The organism is Aquitalea sp. USM4, from assembly GCF_004328945.1.
Lineage (GTDB): Bacteria > Pseudomonadota > Gammaproteobacteria > Burkholderiales > Chromobacteriaceae > Aquitalea > Aquitalea pelogenes.
Genome location: NZ_CP029539.1, coordinates 3,322,401 through 3,343,656 on the forward strand (window position 1 = coordinate 3,322,401; position 21,256 = coordinate 3,343,656).

Consider the following 21,256-nt stretch of genomic DNA (forward strand, 5'->3'; position numbering starts at 1 on the left):
GTCAGAACTCCACGCCCTGTTGCGCCTTGATGCCCTGCTCGCGGAAGGGGTGCTTCACCAGTTTCATCTCGGTGACCAGATCGGCGGCATCAATCAGCGCCTGCGGCGCATGGCGGCCGGTAATCACCACATGCAGGTTAGCCGGGCGGCTGGCCAGTGCCGCCAGTACCTCGTCCAGCGGCAGGTAGTCGTACTTCAGCACGATGTTCAGCTCGTCCAGGATCAGCATGTCGTAGTGGCCACTGTTCAGCATCTCCAGTGCGGCCTCCCAGCCCTGACGCGCGGTGGCGATGTCGGCCTCGCGGTTCTGGGTGTTCCAGGTATAGCCCTCGCCCATGGTGAGGAAGCGGCAGTTGTCGAAGCGGCTGAACAGATCGCGCTCGGCAGTGTGCAGTGCGCCCTTGATGAACTGCACCACACCCAGCTGCATGCCGTGGCCGACAATGCGCAGCCCCATGCCGAAGGCGGCGCTGCTCTTGCCCTTGCCGCTACCGGTATGGACGATGAGCAAGCCTTTTTCCTTGGTGGCGGCAGCCTTTTTCTTTTCAAAGCCGGCCTTGCGCTTTTCCACCATGCGCTGGTGGGCGGCGGCGTCGGTTTTCATGGTCTTGTCCTTGTCTGATCAGGCTGGCGCTTACTGCCAGTGCGTGCCGGTCAATGTTTTGAGCCGCTCCACAATGCGCGGCCGGCTGGGGTGATAGCCGATGAATACCAGCTGCGCCTGCCGTGGTGCGGCGGTGTCCGCTTCCTGTTGCAGCTGTACGCGCTGGCGTACCGCTTGCAGTGTCAGCCGGCCCTCTCCATTGGCACTGGCCGCATGGCCCTTGATGCGCAACAGCGCTTCCTCGCGGGCAATGGTTTCCACCGCTGCCAGTAGCCGTGCTGGGTCCTGTGCGTCCTTGCTGCGAATCAGGAAGGACTGCCAGCCCGGGTCCTGCTCGTGAAAATGCTTGTGGGTGGCCAGGCCATGACTGTGCGCGGCCAGGCCGCCGTGGCTGTGGCCGTCCAGCAGCGCCTGGTTGGCCAGCGGCCGCAGATTCAGCGGCAGGCTGGATACCGGGCCGTAATGGCGGTGGCCGCTGCCGCTGACTTCGTGCAGATGCAGGCCCAGCGTCAGCCGGGTGTCCAGTTTTGCCTGATAGGCCAGCTCGATAAAGCGGATGGACGGCGCCAGCTGGCGCACCGTGCTTTCCGCTTGCAGCATGGCGGTATCGGTAAGGGTGTCGATCTTGTTCAGCACCACGATGTCGGCGTTCTCCAGTTGCTGGCGGAACAGGCTGGCCACCGCGTCGTCCTGCTGGCCGTGGCCGCTGTCAAAATCGCCAGCCAGCAGCAGCGGGGTATCCACCACCGCCAGTGTGGCGTCCAGAACAAAGCGCTCGGCCAGCTCCGGGCCTTGCAGCTGCTCCATTACCGCGCTGGGCAGGGCCAGTCCCGAGGTTTCGATCAGCACATGGTCGATTTGCTGACGGCGCTGCCACAAGGCCAGCATGGTGGGCAGGAAGTGTTCGTCGTCGTCGTAAGCCACCAGACCATTGGCCAAATCGTGAATCTCCACCCCGGCCTTGTCGTCCGTACGCAGGATGGTGCCGTCGATGGACACCTCGCCAAATTCGTTGACCAGAATGGCCAGCCGCCGTTGTTTGCTGTCGCGGATCAGATTGGACAGCAGGGTGGTTTTGCCCGCGCCCAGAAAACCGGTGAGCACGGTGACCGGAATGCGCGGGCTGCTCATGCCAGTTGCTCCAGTGCGGCTTGCAGGCTGGCAAAGTCGGCAAAGCTGACCGGGTAGTCCAGCTGCGGACGGTCCACCACGATGAAGGGAATGCCCAGTGCGGCCGCAGCGGCAGCCTTGGCGCTGTAGCCACCGGCGTCACCCGATTGCTTGCTGATGACACAGTCGATCTGCCAGTCGCGCCACAGGGTTTCATTGGCCGCCTGCGAAAACGGGCCTTGCATCGCGCACAAGCGCGCACGCGGAATGCCCAGATCGATGGCGCGTTGCAGGTGTTGCGGGTCCGGTGCCAGCCGCACGAACCATTGCTTGTCAGCCGCACCCTCGGCCTGCACAAAGCTGGCCAGCTCCTTGCTGCCGGTGGCCAGGAAAATGCGCTGGCCATGCTGCATTGCCAGCTTTGCTGCTTCGGCCATGCTGCTGCAGTGAATGGCCGGGTGCTGATCCACCGCGCTGGGGCGCTCGTAGCGCAGATAAGGCAGGGCCAGTTCCTGCGCCAGCGCCATCAGCTGTTGCGACATTTCCGTGGCATAGGGGTGGGTGGCATCCACGATGCAGCGTGCCTGGCTTTGTTGCAGCAGCTCGCGGCGACGCTCCACACCCAGGCGCCCGCTGATGCTGGTGAGGCCGGGGCTGTCGGCGGCGACGATTTCGGCACCGTAGTCGCTTGCCGTGCTGACAATCACCGGCTGGCCTCCTGCTGCCAGTTGACGTGCCAGCGCATTGCCGTCGCTGGTGCCGGCAAACACCCAGGCGGCAGCGCCAGGCAGGCTGTCAGCGGTAATGGTGTCGGCGGTGTTCTGCCAGTTGAAATAACCGCGCGGGGTGAACATCCAGTTGCGCTTGCGGCGGGTGAAACGGTTGCCGATTACCAGCGAGGTGAGCATGTTGAACTGGCGGGTGCGCAGCTCGGCCAGGGTGACGATTTCCACCGTCTGGCCCTCGCGGTAGGCATTGTGCACGATGCCGCACAGGGTTTCCGGCCGCTTGTGTTCCAGCATGATGTCCAGAATGCGGTACACGCCTTCCTGCCGCTGCTTGCTTTGCACGTTGTAAAACACCACGGCCAGATCCGCCTCGGCAATATGGCGGGCGCGGCTTTCAATCCACTCCCACGGGCACAGCAGGTCGGACAGGCTGAGGGTGGCAAAGTCGTGCGACAGCGGCGCGCCCAGCAGCGAGGCGCAGGCATTGGCCGAGGTGATGCCGGGAATCAGCTGCACGTCGAAGGTATCGTCCTCGCGCATGTCCTCGTAAGCCAGCGTGGCCATCGCATAAATGCCGATGTCGCCGCTGGAAATCAGTGCGACGGTCTTGCCGGCGCGGGCTTCTTCCAGCGCCAGCTGGGCGCGGTCGCGTTCCTGGGTGAGCGGCAGGGTGCGGATGTCCTTGCCGGCAATCCACGGCTGGATCCAGGTAAGGTAGAGGTCGTAGGCGACGATGACGTCGCTGGCGGCCAGCGCCTGTTCCACCATGGGCGGGATCAGTTCGCGGCTGCCGGGGCCGACGGAGACAAGATAAAGTTTGCCGGTCATTGTTTTGTGCTTTCTGCTGCATGCAGGCGGGGCCTGCCAAAAGTTTGTCTGGGCAATGCGTGCTGCGCATTGCGGATGTAGATCCTGTATTTGTTACGTAGCGGTGCTGGTATTCCCACACTGGGTTATCACCGTAAACATAAAAACCAAAATCAAATCGCGGGTCTCGCCCCGCCGTCGAGGTACTTTCTTTTGCTTCGCCGAAAAGAAAGTACCCAAAGAAAAGGCGACCCGCAGCGCGTCGAATTCCCGCCCCAGCCATCCTGCCCAAGGCGCGGCTGAACTCGCACCGTGCTACCGTCACGGTGCTCAAACATGCAGCCGCTTAAAACCTTGGGCAGCACGCCTGTGTCGGCTCGCGCTGACGGGACTGGGACCGCGCCGGGTTTGTACTCACCATCTTTAAAAGCCGTGGGATTCGAACCCACAGTCCGGTCAGATAAAACCGGATTTTCTACCGTTCCTCATCATTTCCACCGTAACGACGCCACCCTTGGCCCCATCAAGCATGCCGACGGGTGGCCGGGGCGAGGTGTTAAGCGCCTGCAATGTCTGAGCGATTTGACGTTAGCAAATCGCGAGTTCAGGCGCGCCTCGCCCCGGATGGGACCTGTCGGGCAGCCGCAGGCCATGCTTGTGGGGTGGCCTTGGAGGTGAAGGAGGGCTTGGCCAGGCAAGCCCTCCTTCCCGTCTGCCGCGCGGAAGCGGCACTTAAACCATCATCCGCGTAGCGGATGCAAAGCCTGTTTTGACTTGGCAATGGCAACCCGATTTTCATCCAGCGCTACTGCGTTTAACTTCGCGGGTCTCGCCCCGCCGTCGAGGTACTTTACTTTTGCTTCGCCAAAAGAAAGTACCCAAAGAAAAGGCGACCCGCAGCGCGTCGAATTCCCGCCCCAGCCGCACCGCTCAGGGCGCGGCCGGAACTTGCGGCACGCTAGCGTCGCGCCGCTGCGGACAGCCGACCGCTTAAGACCCTGAGCGGCACGTCTGTGTCGGCTCGCGCTGACGGGGCCGGGACCGCGCCGGGTTTGTACTCACCATCTTTAAAAGCTGTGGGATTCGAACCCACAACCCGGTCGGATAAAACCGGATTCTTTTACCTTTTCACATCACTGCCATCGAACCGACGCCACCCTTGGCCCCATCAAGCATGCCGACGGGTGGCCGGGGCGAGGTCTTAAGCGCCTGCAATGTCTGAGCGATTTGACGTTAGCAAATCGCGAGTTCAGGCGCGCCTCGCACCGGACGGGGCCTGTCGGGCAGCCGCAGGCCATGCTTGTGGGGTGGCCTTGGAGGTGAAGGAGGGCTTGGCCAGGCAAGCCCTCCTTCCCGTCCGCCGCGCGGAAGCGGCATGTAAATCATCATCCGCGTCAGCGGATTTCTAACCAGCACCATCCAACGAAAAACCAACAACAAAAGCCACTTCGCGGGTCTCGCCCCGCCGTCGAGGTACTTTGCTTTTGCTTCGCCAAAAGAAAGTACCCAAAGAAAAGGCGACCCGCAGCGCGTCGAATTCCCGCCCCAGCCATCCTGCCCAAGGCGCGGCTGAACTCGCACCGTGCTACCGTCACGGTGCTCAAACATGCAGCCGCTTAAAACCTTGGGCAGCACGTCTGTGTCGGCTCGCGCTGACGGGACTGGGGCTGCGTCGAATTTGTCGTTTCAACGAACCAACGACTGCGACGACACCCGGCACATCCTAATTTTTACTGCTGTCTTGGCCTCGTCTGGAGACGGGGTCACCAACGATGCTGTTTGTCTTTCAAAAATCAACCACCGTACCAACGCGCCCATGGGCCCCGTCAAGCATGCCGACGGGTGGTCGGGGCGAGGTGTTAAGCGCCTGCAATGTCTGAGCGATTTGACGTTAGCAAATCGCGAGTTCAGGCGCGCCTCGCACCGGACGGGTCCTGTCGGGCAGCCGCAGGCCATGCTTGTGGGGTGGCCTTGGAGGTGAAGGAGGGCTTGGCCAGGCAAGCCCTCTTTCCCGTCCGCCGCGCGGAAGCGGCACTTACATCATCATCCGCGTGAGCGGATGCAAAGCCTGTTTTGACTTGGCAATGGCAACCCGATTTTCATCCAGCGCTACTGCGTTTAACTTCGCGGGTCTCGCCCCGCCGTCGAGGTACTTTACTTTTGCTTCGCCAAAAGAAAGTACCCAAAGAAAAGGCGACCCGCAGCGCCGCGAAACCCCGCCCCTGCCGCACAGCTCAGGGCGCGGCCGGAACTTGCGGCACGCTAGCGTCGCGCCGCTGCGGACAGCCGACCGCTTAAGACCCTGAGCGGCCCGTCTGTGTCGGCTCGCGCTGACGGGACTGGTCTGCTCCGACATGCGTTCTGATCAAATAAGCACCGTCCACCGCGCGGAAGCGGCATGTAAATCATCATCCGCGTAAGCGGATGCTTGCCCTTTGTGTCTCAAGAGCCACCCTTAGCGGATACAAATCCCTCATCCACCTGCGCCAAAATCAGCAACCCCATCTTCCACCACCGCCACCGTCACCCCCTCACGCGCTATTTTCGGCACCAGCAGCCGCCCGCGCGGGCTGGCAATCAAGGCGCAGGGTTCGCACACCCCGTCCACCCCCACGTTCTGCTGCACCCAGGCGGATGGCTGGCCGGTCCAGCCGCGGGCCGCCACGTCGTTGCGGGCAATGACGCGCAAGGGCAGCGCATGACGGGCGCAGAATTCCAGCAGGCCGGTTTCATCGGCCTTCAGGTCGATGGTGGCTACTTCGCGCACGTCATTGAGGCTGCGTCCGGCCAGTGCCTGCAACACAGCCTGTTCGATGGCGTCGGCGCTCTTGCCACGGCGGCAGCCTATGCCCAGCGTCAGCGGCTTGAGTGCTTCGGTGGCCGTGGTGATGGCAGGGGTGGCACCGGTCAGGCGGGCGACGTGGTAGGCCAGCGAATTGGCACCGCCTTCGTGGCCGGACAGCAGCGGGATGGCAAAGCGCGCGGCTTCGTCCAGCACCACCACCGCCGGGTCGGTGAGTTTGCTTTGTGGCAGGCCATCCAGATAGCGCACGGCAATGCCGCTGGCCATCAGCAATACCCATTGGCGGTGCTGGTGGAAGACAGCAGCAAATTGCTGGCGCGCGTTGTCATCCGGCTGTTGCCAGGGCTGGTAGAGGGTGGCGTCCAGCGCGCGGGCCAGTTGCCGCGCCAGCGGCAGCGCCGATTCGCGTACTGTCCAGATGGCGGTGTGGCTCACGAGGCTAGCTGCTCCGGGTCCTGTTCCGATTGTGCTGCCAGTTCCGGCTTGCGCTTGCTGGGGCGCGGGGTTTTGCGGTCGGTGCCATCGCGGAAAATATGCGTGAAACCAGCGGCGTACAGGCTGGATTCCACCCCGCCTTCGCGCGACAGTGCAGCACCCACCAGCAGCAGGGTGGTGAGCAGCCAGTCTTTCTGTTTGACCTCTTCCAGCAGCTTGCCCAGCGTGCTGCGATGGATGGACTGGTCCGGCCAGCTGGCGCGGCGCACCAGTGCCACCGGGGTGTCCGGCGGGTAGTGCAGCAGCAGGTCGGCCACGGTGTATTTCAGCCGCTGGCCGGACAGGAAGATGCACATGGTGGCCTGGTGTTCGGCAAAGCGGGCGATGGATTCCAGCTCCGGCACCGCGCTGGCGCGGCCGGAGACGCGGGTGAGGATGATGGACTGCGAGATGGCCGGGCGGGTCAGCTCGCTGCCCAGTGCGGCGGCGGCTGCGGTGAAGGACGACACGCCGGGGACGATTTCGTATTCAATACCCAGCGCTTCCAGCCTGCGCATTTGTTCGGCGGTGGCGCCGTAGATGGCCGGGTCGCCGGAGTGCAACCGCGCTACGTCGATATTGGCGGCCTGGGCGCGGCGGTAGCAGTCTTCCTGCTGGTCCAGCGACAGTTCGGCGGTGTCGAGGATTTCGGCACCTTCACTGCAATGCTGCAGCATGTCGGTGGGCACTAGCGAACCGGCGTACAGCACCATGCCGCAACTACCCAACAGGCGCGCGCCGCGCAGGGTGATCAGGTCGGCGGCACCGGGGCCGGCACCAATGAAATAGACTTTCATGAATGACGTTTCTCTCTCGCCTGACGGCGGATCAGCATGGTGGCCAGGTAACCGCTGGCCGAGGCGTCCAGCTGGCTGACATCCGGACACAGGATTTCATCGCTCAGGCCGATGCGGCGGGCAAAGGCACAATGCTGGGCAATACCCAGCCGCGACAGCAGGGCCAGTACGTCCGGCAGACGCTGGCCGATTTTCATCAGCACCACGATGTCGTGGCTGGCGATGTCCGCTTCCAGCGCGGCCATGTCGTCCGGGCAGGGCAGAATCAGCATGCGTTCCTTGCCTTCACCCAGCGGCCAGGACAGCGCCGAGGCGGTGGCGGCAAAGCTGGTGACACCGGGAAAGGTGGTGTGGGCAAGGCCGGGCAGGCGTTCGCGCAGCGCGGCCAGCAGGTAGCCGTAGGTGGAGTAGGTCATGCTGTCGCCGATGGTGAGATAGGCCACGTTATGGCCTTGCTCCAGTTCGGCAGCCACGCTGGCAGCCAGCGCGGCGTAGTGGTCGGCCAGCAGGCTGCGGTCCGGGTCCATGATGAATTCCACGTCACGGAATTTGCTGGCGTCGACGGGCAGGCCGGCCAGACATTGCTGTGCCACCGATTGCTCGCTGCCACGTGCGCGCGGCAGGTAGATGATGTCGGCCTGCTGCAATGCCTGCAGCGCAGCCACCGGTATCAGCCCGGCCTGGCCCGGGCCTACGCCCACGCCAATGAAATGTCCCAGTTCACTCATGTGTGTCTCCGGCGGCTGCGCCCAGCGGCGTGCCGTCCATGCTGAACAGCCGCACTGCCACGCGGCGGGCGCTGGGCAGTCGGCTGTGCATGCGGGTGGATACCCGCTGTTCTATCTCCATCCAGAAGGCTTGCGCCTGCGGATGGCCTTGCAATATCTGCACGATGTTTTCCACCGTATTGGCCTGGCGGATGGCCTGTACCAGCGCCGCGCTCAGGCCCAGTTCCTGCGCCAGTTGTGCCACATCGCCCATGGCCATGCCGCTTTTGCCGGAGTGGGTGTCCCATACCGTGGGGTCCAGCAGCTTGGCCAGCTTGCCGGGGTGGCCCAGCACCCACAGTGTGTCCAGCACCCGGCCTTGTTCCTGCAGGATGGTTTCGGCCTGTTCCAGCGAGCTGCCGACAAAGTTGGCAATCTGCACCACCTGCTTTTTCGGCAGGCCCAGTACGTCGGCGGCGTAGCCTCGGCCTATCTTGCCGGGGGTGAAGGCGATGGCGGCAGGCAGATCGCCCAGCGCCACGCGGATATACACCTCGATGGAAGCCATCCAGGCTGCCAGTGACATCGGCTCGACAATGCCGCTGGTGCCCAGGATGGAAATGCCGCCGACGATGCCCAGCATCGGATTGAAGGTGCGTTTGGCAATGCGCCCGCCCTCCACGCAGCCGATGGCCAGGTCAAAACCGGGGTCGGCACGGCCGGCCAGCACCTCGGCCATCGCCCACTGCATCATCTGCCGTGGTACCGGGTTGATGGCCGGTTCGCCCGGAGGAATGCGCAGGCCGGGCAGGGTGACCGTGCCCACGCCTTCGGCGGCGATAAAACGCAGCTGGCCGCTGCCATTGCATCGCACCTCGGCAAAGATGGTGGCGCCGTGGGTGTTGTCCGGGTCGTCGCCACCGTCTTTCAGCACTTCGGCGCGCGCGGTGTGTTCATCCAGCAGGTCCACCGCCTGTATCGGCACGCTGAGGTAGTAGTCCGGGTCGGGCAGGCTGATGTCCACTTCGCTGGCGCGCACCCCGTCCAGCAGGCAGGCCAGCGCGGCTTTCACTGCCGCCGTGGCACAGCTGCCGGTGGTGCGACCGCGGCGCAGGCCGTTGGGGGCCGGCACCGTCAGGTCGTAGGGGACGCGCCGTTCGTGGGTCATGCCTCTTGCGCTGCCTGTTGCTGCTGGTAAACATGGCCGATGGCGTCAATCATCAGCGCATTGACGATGGTAGCCGCCCACGGCGAGCCGCCACGGGTGCCGCTATTGGTGATGCGCGGCACTTGCAGCAGGCCGCGCAGCGCGTCCTTGCATTCGCGGGTGCCGACAAAGCCCACCGGCAGTCCTACCACCAGTTGTGGCCGCCAGCCGTGTTCGCGCACCAGCCGTACCAGTTCCATGATGGCAGTGGGCGCGTCGCCAATGGCGACGATCACGTCATTGCCAAACTTTTCCCAGGCGCGGCGGATGCCGGCAGCAGAGCGGGTGAGGCCGTGGGCCTCGGCCAGCAGATAGGTTTCCGGGTCGTGCACGCCGCACCAGGTTTCCACCTCCAGCTGTTGCAGTACCGCGCGCTTGAGGCCGGTTTCCACCATGGTGACATCGGTGACGATGCGGCGGCAGCGCAGCAGGGCGCGCATGCCGATGGCGGCTGCGCCGGGGGAGAAAAACAGCTCGTCCACGCTGCTGAAGTCGCCGGTGGTGTGCACCAGCCGGTGCAGCGCGGTGTGCTGTTCTGCCGGAAAGGCGGACCAGTCACGCCCCTCGCGGATGATGCGCATGCTTTCCGCCTCGATGGGGTGCGGCACATAGGGCGGCCAGGCGGGCGCGGCGGCAGGGGTGTTGTCCTTGGCCAGCAGGCCGCGCACCTTGCCGTGATGGCCTTGTTGCGGCGTGCCCACTTGCTGTTCGAAACCGATGATCTGCACCCGGTATTTGCACAGCGAGCAGTTCATGCTGGCGCGGCCTTCCACGCCTTCCTGCGCCCGCTCCAGAAATACCTCGGCCACATGTTCGTGCACGCCCAGATAAGGCGCGGCCAGCACTTCGATGTCCGGGCAGCGCGCGGCCAGATCGTCCACCGCGCCGTAAATGCGCTTGACCAGCACGCCATCGAACAGGAAGTAAGGCAGCACCACGATGCGCTCAAAGCCCAGCAGGCTGGCCGCTTTCAGGCCATCGGCCACCAGCGGGCGCGCGGTGCCGGAATAGCAGACAAAGGATGCGCCAAAGCCCATGCCTTCTTCCAGCATACGGGTGAGTTTGGCGATTTCCGAGTTGGCGTCCGGGTCGGTGGTACCACGGCCCACCACCACCAGGCAGCTGTCGCCACGCGCTACGGTGCGCGTTGAACGTGCCTCGGCCTCGATGATGCGCAGGCGGCACAGCTCCAGCAGGCGTGGGTGCAGGTCCATGGCCGCGCCAAAGTGGAAGGCGGTGTCCGGGTGTTCCTGTTGCAGCGCCAGCAGTTCGCTGGGCATGTCGTTCTTGGCATGGGTAGCGGCCAGCAGCACGCCGGGGGTCATCACCACCGTCTTGGCACCATCGGCAATGGCTTCTGCCACCGCCTGGTCGATGGTGGGCGTGGCGAATTCCAGAAAGCCGTGGTAGATACGGCGCTGCGGTGCACGCTGGCGCATCAGCTCAACCAGCGACATGAATTCGGCGATACCGGCCGGGTCGCGGCTGCCATGCCCGGCCAGCACGATGCTGTAGTCCTGCGTGCTCATTGCGCCTGCTCCGGCGTGGGCAGATGGCTGGGCTCGATCTGGCTGGCCATCGGCGTTTTGGTGCGGATCAGCATGATGCTCATGTCCGAGCAGCGGTGTTCGGCGCACTCGGCCAGCGTGCCGTGCCATTCGGCTTCACCACGGGTGAGGTTTTCCCACACTTCTACCTGCTGGTCGGCCGGAATGCCGTTTTCCAGCAGGTAGGCAGCGATATGCCAGGGCATGAAGGAGCGCGCTTCGTCCCAGGGACAGGGAATCACGATGGCATTGCGCTGGTCTTGCAGCACATGCACCAGATGGCGCTTGAACGGGGTGAGGTCGCCACGGCGGTGGAAGGTGATGAAGGTGGTTTCGTCAAAACACACCTTGGCACGCGAGGCCAATACCTGGGCCGAGGACAGGCCGGGCATGGTTTCCACCGGGTGGCCGCAGGCGCGTTCCACCCGTTCCAGATACTGGAAGCCGCTGAAATGGATGTCGCCCATGAATACCACCACGCAGTTCTTGCCGGCGTGGTGCAGTTTGGCCACTTCGTCCAGCTGGGCCACCTGGTCGCGGTAACCCATCTGGATGACCTGGGCGCTGTCCGGAATCAGCGGGCGCACCACGTCGATGACGGCGTTGAAACCGGCGACGACGTCGGCATTGGCAATGAGGTCGGCCGAGCGGCGTGGCAGGTAGCCGATATCGCCGGGACCGGCACCGATGCAGATAATCATGTCTGTTCCTTTATGCAGCGCGACGGCATCAGCCCAGTCGCGCCTGAATCGTGATGGTGAGTTGTTCGCTGGACAGCTGCTCGCACGGCAGGTATTCCGCCCGCATGGCCTGGGCCAGCTCGCGGGCGCGGCCCAGCTTCACATAAGCTTGTTCGGTATCCAGTACCAGCGCTGGAATGGCGGCGTCGGCCAGCTCGCCCGCCAGTTGCAGGCTTTGCTGCCACGGGTCGGCATGGTCTTCGCCCAGCGCCACATTGGCGCGGCCGTCGCTCAGCACTACCAATAGCGGCGATAGGCCCTGCGCGCCCTGACGGCCCAGCGTGGTGGCAGCCAGTTGCAATGCATGCGGCAGCGGGGTGCGGCCACCGGTGGGCAGCGCGTGCAGCGCCTGTTCGGCCTGTTCCACCTGACGGGTGGGCGGCAGCACCAGCTCGGCCTGACGGCCACGGAAGGCGATGACGGCAATCTGGTCGCGGCGCTGGTAGGCGTCCTGCAGCAGGCTGAGTACCGTGCCCTTTACCTGTTCCATGCGCTGCTGGGCGGCCATGGAGCCGGAGGCGTCCACCACCAGCACGATCAGATTGCCCTGTTTTGCCGTGCGCACCTTGTTGTGCAGGTCGGCGCGGGTGACGGCAAATTCCGCCGGATTACGCTGGATGGCATGGCGCAGGGTGGCGTCCAGTGCCAGGGCCTGCGGCTGGGTACTGGGCACGGCGCGCACGCTGTGACCCCGCCGTGCATTCAGCACCGTGCTGCGGCGGCCGCTGGCCTCGCTATCGCTGCTGTGGCTGGCCAGGCGGATGGTGCCGATGTCCTGCGGTGCGCGGGCGGCAAACACCTGTTCGCTGCCGTTATCTGCTGGTGACTGCTGGTCCTGCTCGTCGTCAGCGGGCGTGTCTTGCTGCTCGCCCGGCTGTTGTTCTGTGGTGGCGGCGTCATCGGCTGCGCTGGCGGGCGGCGGCGGATTTTGCGCTTGCTGCGTCAGCTCGTCCAGCTTGTCCTGATCCAGCCCGCTTTGCTCGAAAGGCTTGCGGCGGCGGCGGTGCGGCAGCACCAGCATGGCGGCATTGCGGATGTCTTCGGCGCTGACCTGTGCCCGCGCATCCAGCGCGGCCAGTGCCCGTGCCGCCTTGTGCAGCACGATGTCGGCGCGCAGGCTGGCCACTTCGAATTCGCAGCACAACTGGCTGATGAAGTCGAACAGGTGCTCGCTCACCGTCACCGTGGCCAGCATGGCCTGGGCCTGACGAATCTGCTCCTGCAGCGCGCTGCCATCGGCCTGCCAGCGGGCGGCAAAAGCCTGCGGGTCGGCTTCGAAAGCCAGGCGGCGGCGTACCACCTCGCTGCGGATGGCGGCATCGCGCGGGGCGCTGACGTCCACCATCAGGCCGAAGCGGTCCAAGAGTTGCGGGCGCAGTTCGCCTTCTTCCTGGTTCATGGTGCCCAGCAAGGTGATGCGCGCCGGGTGGCTGATGGACAGGCCTTCACGCTGCACGGTGTTGACGCCCATGGCGGCCACGTCCAGCAGCACGTCTACCAGATGGTCGGCCAGCAGGTTCACTTCGTCGATGTACAGCAGGCCGCGGTGGGCATTGGCCAGCAGGCCGGGCTTGAACGCCTGGCGGGCCTGCTTGAGTGCCTGTTCAAAGTCCAGGCTGCCCAGGACGCGGTCTTCGCTGGCACCCAGCGGCAGGTTGACGAAGGGAATAGCAGCATCTTCCGCCACCGCGTGTTCGCCCTGACAGCAGCTGCATTCGGGCAGGGGAGAGGCCGGGTCGCAGTTAAAGGCACAGCCCGGCACGCGGCGGATGGGCGGCAAAATGGCCGCCAGCCCGCGTGCAGCGGTGCTCTTGGCACTGCCCTTGTCACCACGGATCAGCACACCGCCTATGCTCGGGTCGACCGCACACAGCAGCAGCGCCTGCTTCAGTTGTTCCTGACCGACGATGGCGGCAAACGGATAAATCTGTTTCATGAGCGGCCTTGCGGATGTTCGCCACGCGCTTCGAGCATGGCTTCGCTATTCAGATGCAGTTGTTGCAGCGCGGCCAGGGTTTCCGGCCTGGGCTGCTGCCACAGCTGGCGCTGGGCGGCTTCCAGCAGGCGTTCGCTGATGGCATTGAGCGCCCACGGGTTGCTGTCGGCAAAAAACTGCTGCATGGCCGGGTCCAGCGCGTAGCGGGCGGCCAGTTCCTCGTATACCCAGTCGTCCACCACATGGGCGGTGGCATCGTAGCCGAACAGGTAGTCCACGGTGGCGGTCAGTTCCAGCCCGCCCTTGTAGCCGTGCTGCTGGATGCTGGCAATCCACTTGGGGTTGGCCACGCGCGAGCGGAACACGCGCAGCACTTCTTCCTTCAGCCCGCGCACTTGCGGCTGGTCCGGGTTATGGCTGTCGCCAAAGAAGGCGCGCGGCTGACGGCCGGTCAGGCTGCGGATGGTGGCAATCATGCCGCCGTGGTACTGCAGGTAGTCGTCGCTGTCGAAGATGTCGTGTTCGCGATTGTCCTGATTGTGCAGTGCCACTTCCACGCCGGACAGGCGATGGCGCAGCGCGTCGCGCGCATCGGCCCCCTGCACGTGGCGGCCATAGGCATAGCCGCCCCAGTTGAGGTAGGCGGTGGCGAAGTCGGCATCGGTCTGCCAGTTCTGCTCGTTGATCAAGGGCAGAATGCCGGCACCGTAGCTGCCGGGCTTGGCACCGAAGATGCGTAGCAGCGCCGGTTCGGCGGCGTGGTCGGGCAGGGCTTGCAGCAACTGCTGGCGCATATCGTCCAGATAATGCTTGCGCAGGTAGTTGTCGGCCGGGTCTTCGTCCAGCATGGCCACCGCCTGCACTGCGTCGTCCACCAGCGCAATCAGCTGCGGGAAGGCATCGCGGAAAAAGCCGCTGATGCGCACCGTGACGTCAATGCGCGGGCGGCCCAGCTCGGCCAGCGGAATCACCTCGATACCGGCCACACGGCGGCTTTCGGCCTGCCAGCGCGGACGCACGCCCAGCAGGGCGAGGATTTCGGCAATATCGTCGCCATGGGTGCGCATGGCGCTGGTACCCCACACGCTGATGCTGACCGATTCCGGATAGCTGCCGGTTTCCTTGCGATGGCGCGCCAGCATTTCATTGGCCAGCTGGCTGCCCACCTGCCAGGCAGCTTGCGAGGGCAGGCCGCGCGGGTCTACCGAATAGAAATTGCGTCCGGTAGGCAGGATGTGCGCCATGCCACGGGTGGGCGCGCCGCTGGGGCCTGCCGGCACATACCCACCGGCCAGACCGCGCAGCAGGTTGTCGATTTCCTCGTGGGTGCGCGCCAGATTGGGCAGCAGTTCGCGCTGGATATAGGCCAGCACCTGTTGCAGGGCCTGGCTGTTACCGGCCTGCGGCAATACGGCGGCAATGATGGCGGGCAGCGGCGAGCTGACCGGGGCCAGCAAGCGGGCCACCAGCTGGCGGGCCAGCTGGTTGATGTGGTCGATGGCATCGCTGCGGGTGTGCAGCAGTTGCGGGCTGCTCATTTCCAGCGGGGCGGGCACGTTTTCCAGGCGGCGGCCCTTGTCGTCCTGCAATGCCTCCCACTCCACCCCCAGCGCGGCGGCCACGCTGGCGGGCAGGCTGGGCACAGCCAGGTTGGGCAGGCGGGTGAGGGCGCACAGCATGTCCACCAGTGCCTCGCCCTGCGGGGCCTGACCGAGAATGTGCAGGCCGTCGCGGATTTGCGCCGCGCCCAGTTCGCACAGATAGCCGTCGATATCCTCGATCAGGTGGGCCACGTCCACGCCCTCCATCTTGGCCAGCGTCAGCGGCACGCCGTCGGCGTTCAGTGTGTTATCCCATTCGTGGGCATGGTCGTGGCCGTGATCGTGATGATCATGATCATGGTCGTGGTGATGGTGCCCGTGTCCATGGTGATGATGCCCATGGTCATGATGGTGATGATCATGTGCGCCATGGCTGTGCGCTGCGCCCTTGGCCACCGGGCGGAACTGCATGCCGGCTGCCTTGGCTGGCGTCGCTTTCCCGGCTTTGGCTGGCTGGCTCAGACGATAGCCCGCTGGCGCTGCCTTGGGCGCATGCGGGTGGGCATGATCATGGCCGTGGTGATGGTCGTCATGGTCGTGCTCATGTTCATCATGGTGATGATGGTCGTGCCCCAGCATGGCAGCCAGATCGCTATCCAGCTTTGCTTCCTTGATCAGGTCCCAGATTTGCTGCTGCAACAGTGGCAGCTTGTTCGGGTCCAGCATTTCCACCTGGTAGTACTCGTCTACCAGCTGGGTGAGCTGGGCCAGCGGGCCGTAGGTGTCGGCGGTGGTCATCGGCGGGGTCAGGTGGTCGATGATCACCGAATGGGCGCGACGCTTGGCCTGCGAGCCTTCACCCGGATCGTTCAGGATAAAGGGGTAGAACATGGGCATGTCGCCCAGCAGCGCGTCGGGGAAGCAGTGCTCCGACACGCCCACGCCCTTGCCCGGCAGCCATTCCAGCGTGCCGTGCTTGCCCACGTGGACAATGGCGTCGGCCTGCCATTCGTCGCGCAGCCAGCAGTACAACGCGTAGTAGTGATGGGTGGGCGGCAGGTCCGGCGTGTGGTAGATGGCGTCCGGGTCCATGCCATAGCCACGTGGCGGTTGCAGCGCGACAAAGGCATTGCCCAGCTCCATGCCGGCAAATACCAGCTGGTCGCCATCCACATAGGCCGTGCCGGGTGCTGCGCCCCAGCGTTCCAGCATGCGTTGTTGCAGCGGGGCGGGCAGTTCGGCAAACCATGTCTGGTAACGCGCCAGCGGCACGCGGGCCACGGCATTGCGTAGTTGCTCGGCGCTCAGGTAGTCGGTGTCGTAACAGCCGCGGTCGATCAGGCTGTGCATCAGCGCGTCGCTGCTCTCCGGCAGCGGGCCTATCCGGTAGCCATCGGCCTGCATCGCCTGCAGCAGTGCATACAGCGAGGCGGCGGAATCCAGCCCCACCGCATTGCCCACTTGCGAGGCCTTGCTGTTGGAGTTGGTAAAAATAAAGGCTACCCGCTTGTCCGCCGCCGGGGTGTGCTTGAGCCGTGCCAGCCGGGCGGCAATGCCGGCCAGACGGCGCATGCGGTCCGGCAGTGGCTGGTAGTCGCTGCTGGCCGGGTCTTCCGGCTTGAACGATACCGGCACGCCGATGATGCGGCCGTCGAATTCCGGCAGCGCCACATTCATGGCGGTGTCCAGCGGGTTCAGCCCGCGTTCGGATGCTTCCCACTGCGCCTGGGTCATGCTGCTGGTGATGGCTTGCAGCACCGGGATGTCCAGCTGTTCGAAGGCTTCTACTGCCCAGCTGGCCTGGGTGGCCCCTTCGGCATTCACTTCGCCCATGGCAAAGGAGGTGGTGTTGATGAGCACGCAGGGCTGGCCGGCACGCGGGTCGCGCAGCAATTGCAGCGCAGCAGGCAGGCCCTGCTCATCCTGGCTGCGCAGCGAGGAGGTAAACAGCGGCAGCGCGTTGATCTGCCGCTCGGCCAGCATGTCCACCAGCATGTCGATGAAGCGGGTGTTGCCGCTCAGCCAGTGGGCGCGGTAGAAGCTGATGGCCACCGTGGGCCAGCCGGGCTGGCGAATTTCACACCAGTCATCCAGGCTGCAGCCGTCGGACAGTTCCGGGTGATACAGGCCGTGTTCCGGCAGTGCGGCTGGCGGCAGGTAGCCGTGGCCGGTGAGCAACAGGCGGTCGGACAGATAGCGCATCAGCTGCGCCATATTGCTGCTGCCACCGGCTTGCAGGTAGGCATTGGCATCCTGCTGGATGGCCGGGGGGACGGTGCTGAGGGCGGCCAGTTCCGGGTCCGGCTCGCCGGTGCCGCTGAGGATGATCAGCGCCTGTCGTCGTGCCAGCGCCTGCTGGCGCAGGGCATCGAAAGCGGGGATGGCCTGCACCCGGCCAAGTACGCGCAGCAGCAGGATGCGGGCGCTGGCCAGCGGGCCGTCCAGCAACTGCTGCATCTGGTTTTCATCGGCGATGTGTTGCAGGGCAAGGCCGGACACCGGGCTGAAATCCTGCGGCCAGTGGACGCGGCCCAGCGCGGTAAGGTCGGTGCCGGCATGGCTGAGCAGCACGATGCCGCCAGTATTGTCATGCGTCATTGCGGGCTTTCCGTGCCGACATCGCCCGTGCCCAGGCGATGGAAAATCAGGGGTTCCACTGGTGTGCCGCCTTGCAGGTGCTCGCTGACAATGCGCTGTACTGCACTGGCATCCACCTTGCGATACCACACGCCCTCCGGGTAAACCACCATGATGGGGCCTTCCTTGCACACGGCAAAACAATGGCTGCGCGTGCGTTTCACCTTCAGACCGTCGCAGGCGTCAATGGCCTGGCCCAGTTGCTTGAACATGGCCTCGGCCTGCTGGCCGTTTTCGGTACAGCGCGGGCCGGTACACATCAGCACGTGTTTGTAATGCAGTCGCATGCGGTTCTCGCGGCAATCACCCAGCCTGTTGGCCGGGCAGGGTGTCAAAACGTTTCCACTTGTAGATGGCGGCGGACAGCGCCCAGGTGAGGGCAAACAAGGCCACCACGAAATAGCCGAAGTGGGCCAGATTGTCGTTGAGCATGGCCACCACATCCCAGGCGCCGCCGCTCAGCTTCAGCTTGTCGGCAATCAGGCCCAGGGTTTCCAGCCCGCCTATGCACACGGCCACCAGTACCGACACCAGGGTGATGGTGAGGTTGTACCACAGCTTGCGGATGGGGTTGATGAATGCCCAGCCGTACACTTCCACCATCAGCATGCTGTCCAGCGTGTCCACCAATGCCATGCCGGCGGCAAACAGCACCGGAAACACCATGATGTTCCACAAGGGAATGCCGTCCGCGCTTTGCGAGGAGGCAATGGCAAACAGGCCGATTTCGGTGGCGGTATCAAAACCCAGGCCAAACAGCAGGCCGATGGGCAGCATGTGCCAGCTTTTGCTCACCATGCGGAACAAGGGCCGCAGCAGGCGCGACAGCATGCCACGGTTGCCCAGCAGGATGTTGAGCTGCTCGTCACACACGGCTTCACCCGCGCGGGCGCGGCGGAAGCTGTGCCAGATACCGCGCAGCGCAGACAGGTTCATTGCGGCCAGCGCCAGCAGGAAAAAGGCGGAAATGCCGGTGCTGATGGCCCCGCCGATTTCACGGAAGCCGTTGATCTGGTCTTGCAGCGCACGGGTGGCAAACACCACCGCAGCCACCGCGGCAATCACCAGCAGGGAATGACCGATGGAAAAGAAAAAACCCACGCACAGCGGTTGCTGGTTTTCCTGCATCAGCTTGCGCACGGTGTTGTCGATGGCGGCGATATGGTCGGCATCCACGGCATGGCGCAAGCCCAGCAGATAAGCCAGCAAGGCGGTGCCCAGCTGGGCCGGGTGGTCGGCAAAGGCGGTGAGTGCCCAGGCCCATACCAGCAGATTGGCTGCCAGCAAGGGCAGCAACACCAGTAAATGACGGGAGCGGCGCTTGCCGCTGTAAGGTAAGGAAGAACGCAGATCTGCTTGCATGATGCCCTCGGAGACGATACGTCGCCGCAAGCGAGGGCACTGTCCGCCGGCAGTGGGCGGCATCGTGCAATCCCCCGGTACACCCCGCCCGGATTCAGCCTGCGTCGACACGTATGACGGCCGGTCTCCTGGCTCGCGCTTCTTTACCCGGCATCGCCTTCCCGGATGGGCCGGTGGCATGTGATGCGGACTCGTCGCTTACAGTTGCGGGGGCAGCTGCGGTGTCTCACCGCATTCCCGTTTCACCCCGATGGGGCACCGTCATGGAAGCGGGCATGATACGTGACAAGCGGGTAAATGGGAATTCTGCCGACTGATTTTCAAGGCTTTTCCCATTGACCAAGTGCGGTTTCCAGCCGCAGCCAGCCCGCTTCGTCGGGTGGAAGGCCAAGGCGCAGGCTGGGGCCATCGGCAAAGCGGCGCACCAGAATGCCTTTGCTCGCCAGAAAGTCGAACAAGGCCGGGCAGTACGCCCCGTGCAGCCACTGGAACAGGCGGCTGCCGCCTGCCGGAGTCAGGCCGTGGTCTTGCAGTAGCTGCTGCAAACGCTGGCTGTCGCGGGCCAGTTGCCCGCACATGGCTTGCTGCCAGACGTGGTCCTGCAAGGCCAGTTTCACCACTTCACGCGCCGGGCCGTTGATGCTCCACGGCCCGATGGCTTCGGCCAGCTGTTGCAGCAGGGCCGGCCAGGCAAACACAAAACCCACCCGCGCGCCAGCCAGGCCAAAGAACTTGCCCACTGATCGCAGGATAATCAGCCCCGGCAGGCCCACATCACCCAGCAGGCTGTGTTCCGGTGTGGCGTCCATGAAGGCTTCGTCGATGACCAGCCAGCCGCCCCGGCTGGCCAGCCGGGCACGCCAGTCTTGCAGCCGGGCGCGGGAAAAGGTGGTGCCGGTGGGGTTGTTGGGATGGCACAGCAGCAGCACGTCCAGTTCATCAAGCGCCGTGTCGATGTCCTCGGGCGCATGACGGCTTAGCGTGTGGCCGTGCTGTTCCCAGTGCCAGGGGTGTTCGGCATAACACAAGGGCAGCATGCCCACCCGGCAGGGCGGGCGCAGCGTCGGAAGTAGCTGGATGGCAGGCTGGGAACCGGCCACCGGCAGCAGTAGCGGGCTGCCGTAGTAATCCGCCGCGGCTTGTTCCAGCCCGTCGTCCTGTTCTGGCAGGCGCTGCCAGCTGCGCGGGCTGATGGGCGGCACCGGCCAGCCTTGCGGGTTCAGTCCGGTGGACAGGTCCAGCCAGTTTTCCACCGCAATGCCGTATTGCTCTGCGGCACGCAGGATGCCGCCACCGTGTTCAAGCATGAGAAAAACTCCAGTTGAGCAAGCCAGCCAGCAAGGCCAGCGCCACCCACAGCCACAGGCTGCGCTGTACCAGCGCGATGGCGCGGGCGATGTCCTCGGCCACCGGCGGGCGTTGCAGGCCCAGGGTGGGGCGCTGTTTCAGCTTGCCGTGATAGCTGGCGGCACCGCCCAGCAGCACACCCAGCGCACCGGCACCGGCGGCCATTACCGGCCCGGCATTGGGGCTGTACCAGGTGGGGGCCTGGGCGCGCCAGCATTGCCAGCCCTGACGGGTATGGCCCAGCAGGATGTAAGTCAGCGCGGTGAGGCGGGCGGGAATCAGGTTGAGCACATCGTCAAAGCGGGCGGCGGCCCAGCCAAAGTGCAAAAAGCGTTCGTTGCGGTAGCCCCACATGGCGTCCAGGGTATTGGCGGCGCGGTACAGCACCACGCCGGGTGCGCCCAGCAGCAGAAACCAGAATACGGCGGCAAAAATGGCATCACTGCCGTTTTCCAGCACCGATTCGATGGTGGCGCGCGCTACCGCAGTTTCGTCCAGTTCGCTGGTGTTGCGGCTGACGATCATCGACACCTTGTAGCGGGCCAGCGGCAGATCGCCAGCGCGCAGCGCATCCAGCACGGCTTGCGCATGCTCACGCAGGCTCTGTGCGCCAATGGCCAGATACAGCAGCAATACCGAGGCCAGCTGCCCGATCCACGGTAAACGTGACAGCCCGCAGGCAAGGCCGGTCAATGGCAGCAGCAACAGGCTGATGCCCAGCACGCCACGCAAACGCATGCGCCACACCGGCTCGGCCTGGGGGACGGCCGGGTAAAGTGCATGCTCCACCTTGCGCACCAGGTAGCCATAACCCACCAGTGGATGCCAGCGCCGTGGCTCACCCAGCAGGCGGTCCAGCACCACGGCCAAAAACAGAAAAACAGCTGAAATCACATCACTCGCCTATAT

Annotated in this window: 15 protein-coding genes and 1 riboswitch; all 15 genes read right to left on the reverse strand. The window is 64.6% G+C overall.

Translation table 11 applies throughout. From position 1 onward, the window contains the following. Position 1: 1 nt before the first annotated feature. The 15 genes from cobO to cbiB all read right to left on the reverse strand — a co-directional run bounded on the left by cobO (position 2) and on the right by cbiB (position 21,241). Positions 2-604, reverse strand: coding sequence for a cob(I)yrinic acid a,c-diamide adenosyltransferase (gene cobO / locus DKK66_RS15370; protein WP_131359490.1), 603 nt, complete (start codon positions 602-604; stop codon positions 2-4). 30 nt (positions 605-634) lie between these two features. Beyond that, positions 635-1,735 carry a GTP-binding protein gene (locus tag DKK66_RS15375; protein ID WP_131359492.1) on the reverse strand — a complete coding sequence of 367 codons (1,101 nt, stop codon included), beginning with the start codon at positions 1,733-1,735 and terminating at the stop codon, positions 635-637. Then, positions 1,732-3,270, reverse strand: coding sequence for a precorrin-3B C(17)-methyltransferase (gene cobJ / locus DKK66_RS15380; RefSeq protein ID WP_045845053.1), 1,539 nt, complete (start codon positions 3,268-3,270; stop codon positions 1,732-1,734). Before cobJ ends, DKK66_RS15375 begins: the two co-directional genes overlap by 4 nt. A gap of 2,452 nt (positions 3,271-5,722) precedes the next feature. Beyond that, entirely contained in the window at positions 5,723-6,487 is a 765-nt protein-coding gene (locus DKK66_RS15385; protein ID WP_131359494.1) for a cobalt-precorrin 5A hydrolase, read from the reverse strand. Next, positions 6,484-7,323, reverse strand: coding sequence for a precorrin-4 C(11)-methyltransferase (cobM, locus tag DKK66_RS15390; RefSeq protein ID WP_131359496.1), 840 nt, complete (start codon positions 7,321-7,323; stop codon positions 6,484-6,486). Before cobM ends, DKK66_RS15385 begins: the two co-directional genes overlap by 4 nt. Further along, positions 7,320-8,051, reverse strand: a complete 732-nt coding sequence (gene cobI, locus DKK66_RS15395) for a precorrin-2 C(20)-methyltransferase (RefSeq protein ID WP_131359498.1) — start codon at positions 8,049-8,051, stop codon at positions 7,320-7,322. The genes cobM and cobI overlap by 4 nt, the downstream gene beginning before the upstream one ends. After that, the gene (gene cbiD, locus DKK66_RS15400; RefSeq protein WP_131359501.1) at positions 8,044-9,198 is read right to left on the reverse strand and encodes a cobalt-precorrin-5B (C(1))-methyltransferase CbiD; all 1,155 of its coding nucleotides are present in this window, start codon (positions 9,196-9,198) and stop codon (positions 8,044-8,046) included. The genes cobI and cbiD overlap by 8 nt, the downstream gene beginning before the upstream one ends. Continuing rightward, positions 9,195-10,766, reverse strand: coding sequence for a precorrin-8X methylmutase (locus tag DKK66_RS15405; RefSeq protein ID WP_131359503.1), 1,572 nt, complete (start codon positions 10,764-10,766; stop codon positions 9,195-9,197). Before DKK66_RS15405 ends, cbiD begins: the two co-directional genes overlap by 4 nt. After that, positions 10,763-11,503, reverse strand: a complete 741-nt coding sequence (locus tag DKK66_RS15410; RefSeq protein ID WP_255434277.1) for a cobalt-precorrin-7 (C(5))-methyltransferase — start codon at positions 11,501-11,503, stop codon at positions 10,763-10,765. The genes DKK66_RS15405 and DKK66_RS15410 overlap by 4 nt, the downstream gene beginning before the upstream one ends. Positions 11,504-11,513: 10 nt before the next feature. Beyond that, positions 11,514-13,460, reverse strand: coding sequence for a putative cobaltochelatase (locus DKK66_RS15415; protein ID WP_131359505.1), 1,947 nt, complete (start codon positions 13,458-13,460; stop codon positions 11,514-11,516). Further along, positions 13,457-17,599 carry a cobaltochelatase subunit CobN gene (locus tag DKK66_RS15420; protein ID WP_131359507.1) on the reverse strand — a complete coding sequence of 1,381 codons (4,143 nt, stop codon included), beginning with the start codon at positions 17,597-17,599 and terminating at the stop codon, positions 13,457-13,459. Before DKK66_RS15420 ends, DKK66_RS15415 begins: the two co-directional genes overlap by 4 nt. Continuing rightward, positions 17,596-17,925 carry a ferredoxin gene (locus tag DKK66_RS15425; protein ID WP_131359509.1) on the reverse strand — a complete coding sequence of 110 codons (330 nt, stop codon included), beginning with the start codon at positions 17,923-17,925 and terminating at the stop codon, positions 17,596-17,598. The genes DKK66_RS15420 and DKK66_RS15425 overlap by 4 nt, the downstream gene beginning before the upstream one ends. A gap of 16 nt (positions 17,926-17,941) precedes the next feature. Beyond that, positions 17,942-19,000 (reverse strand): HoxN/HupN/NixA family nickel/cobalt transporter, encoded by a 1,059-nt coding sequence (locus DKK66_RS15430; protein WP_045848307.1) that lies wholly within the window; start codon positions 18,998-19,000, stop codon positions 17,942-17,944. A gap of 100 nt (positions 19,001-19,100) precedes the next feature. Continuing rightward, positions 19,101-19,278, reverse strand: a riboswitch (cobalamin riboswitch). A gap of 42 nt (positions 19,279-19,320) precedes the next feature. Continuing rightward, entirely contained in the window at positions 19,321-20,307 is a 987-nt protein-coding gene (cobD, locus tag DKK66_RS15435) for a threonine-phosphate decarboxylase CobD (protein ID WP_131359510.1), read from the reverse strand. After that, positions 20,300-21,241: an adenosylcobinamide-phosphate synthase CbiB gene (gene cbiB / locus DKK66_RS15440; protein WP_131359512.1), complete on the reverse strand. Its 942-nt coding sequence runs from the start codon at positions 21,239-21,241 to the stop codon at positions 20,300-20,302. Before cbiB ends, cobD begins: the two co-directional genes overlap by 8 nt. Positions 21,242-21,256: the final 15 nt, after the last annotated feature.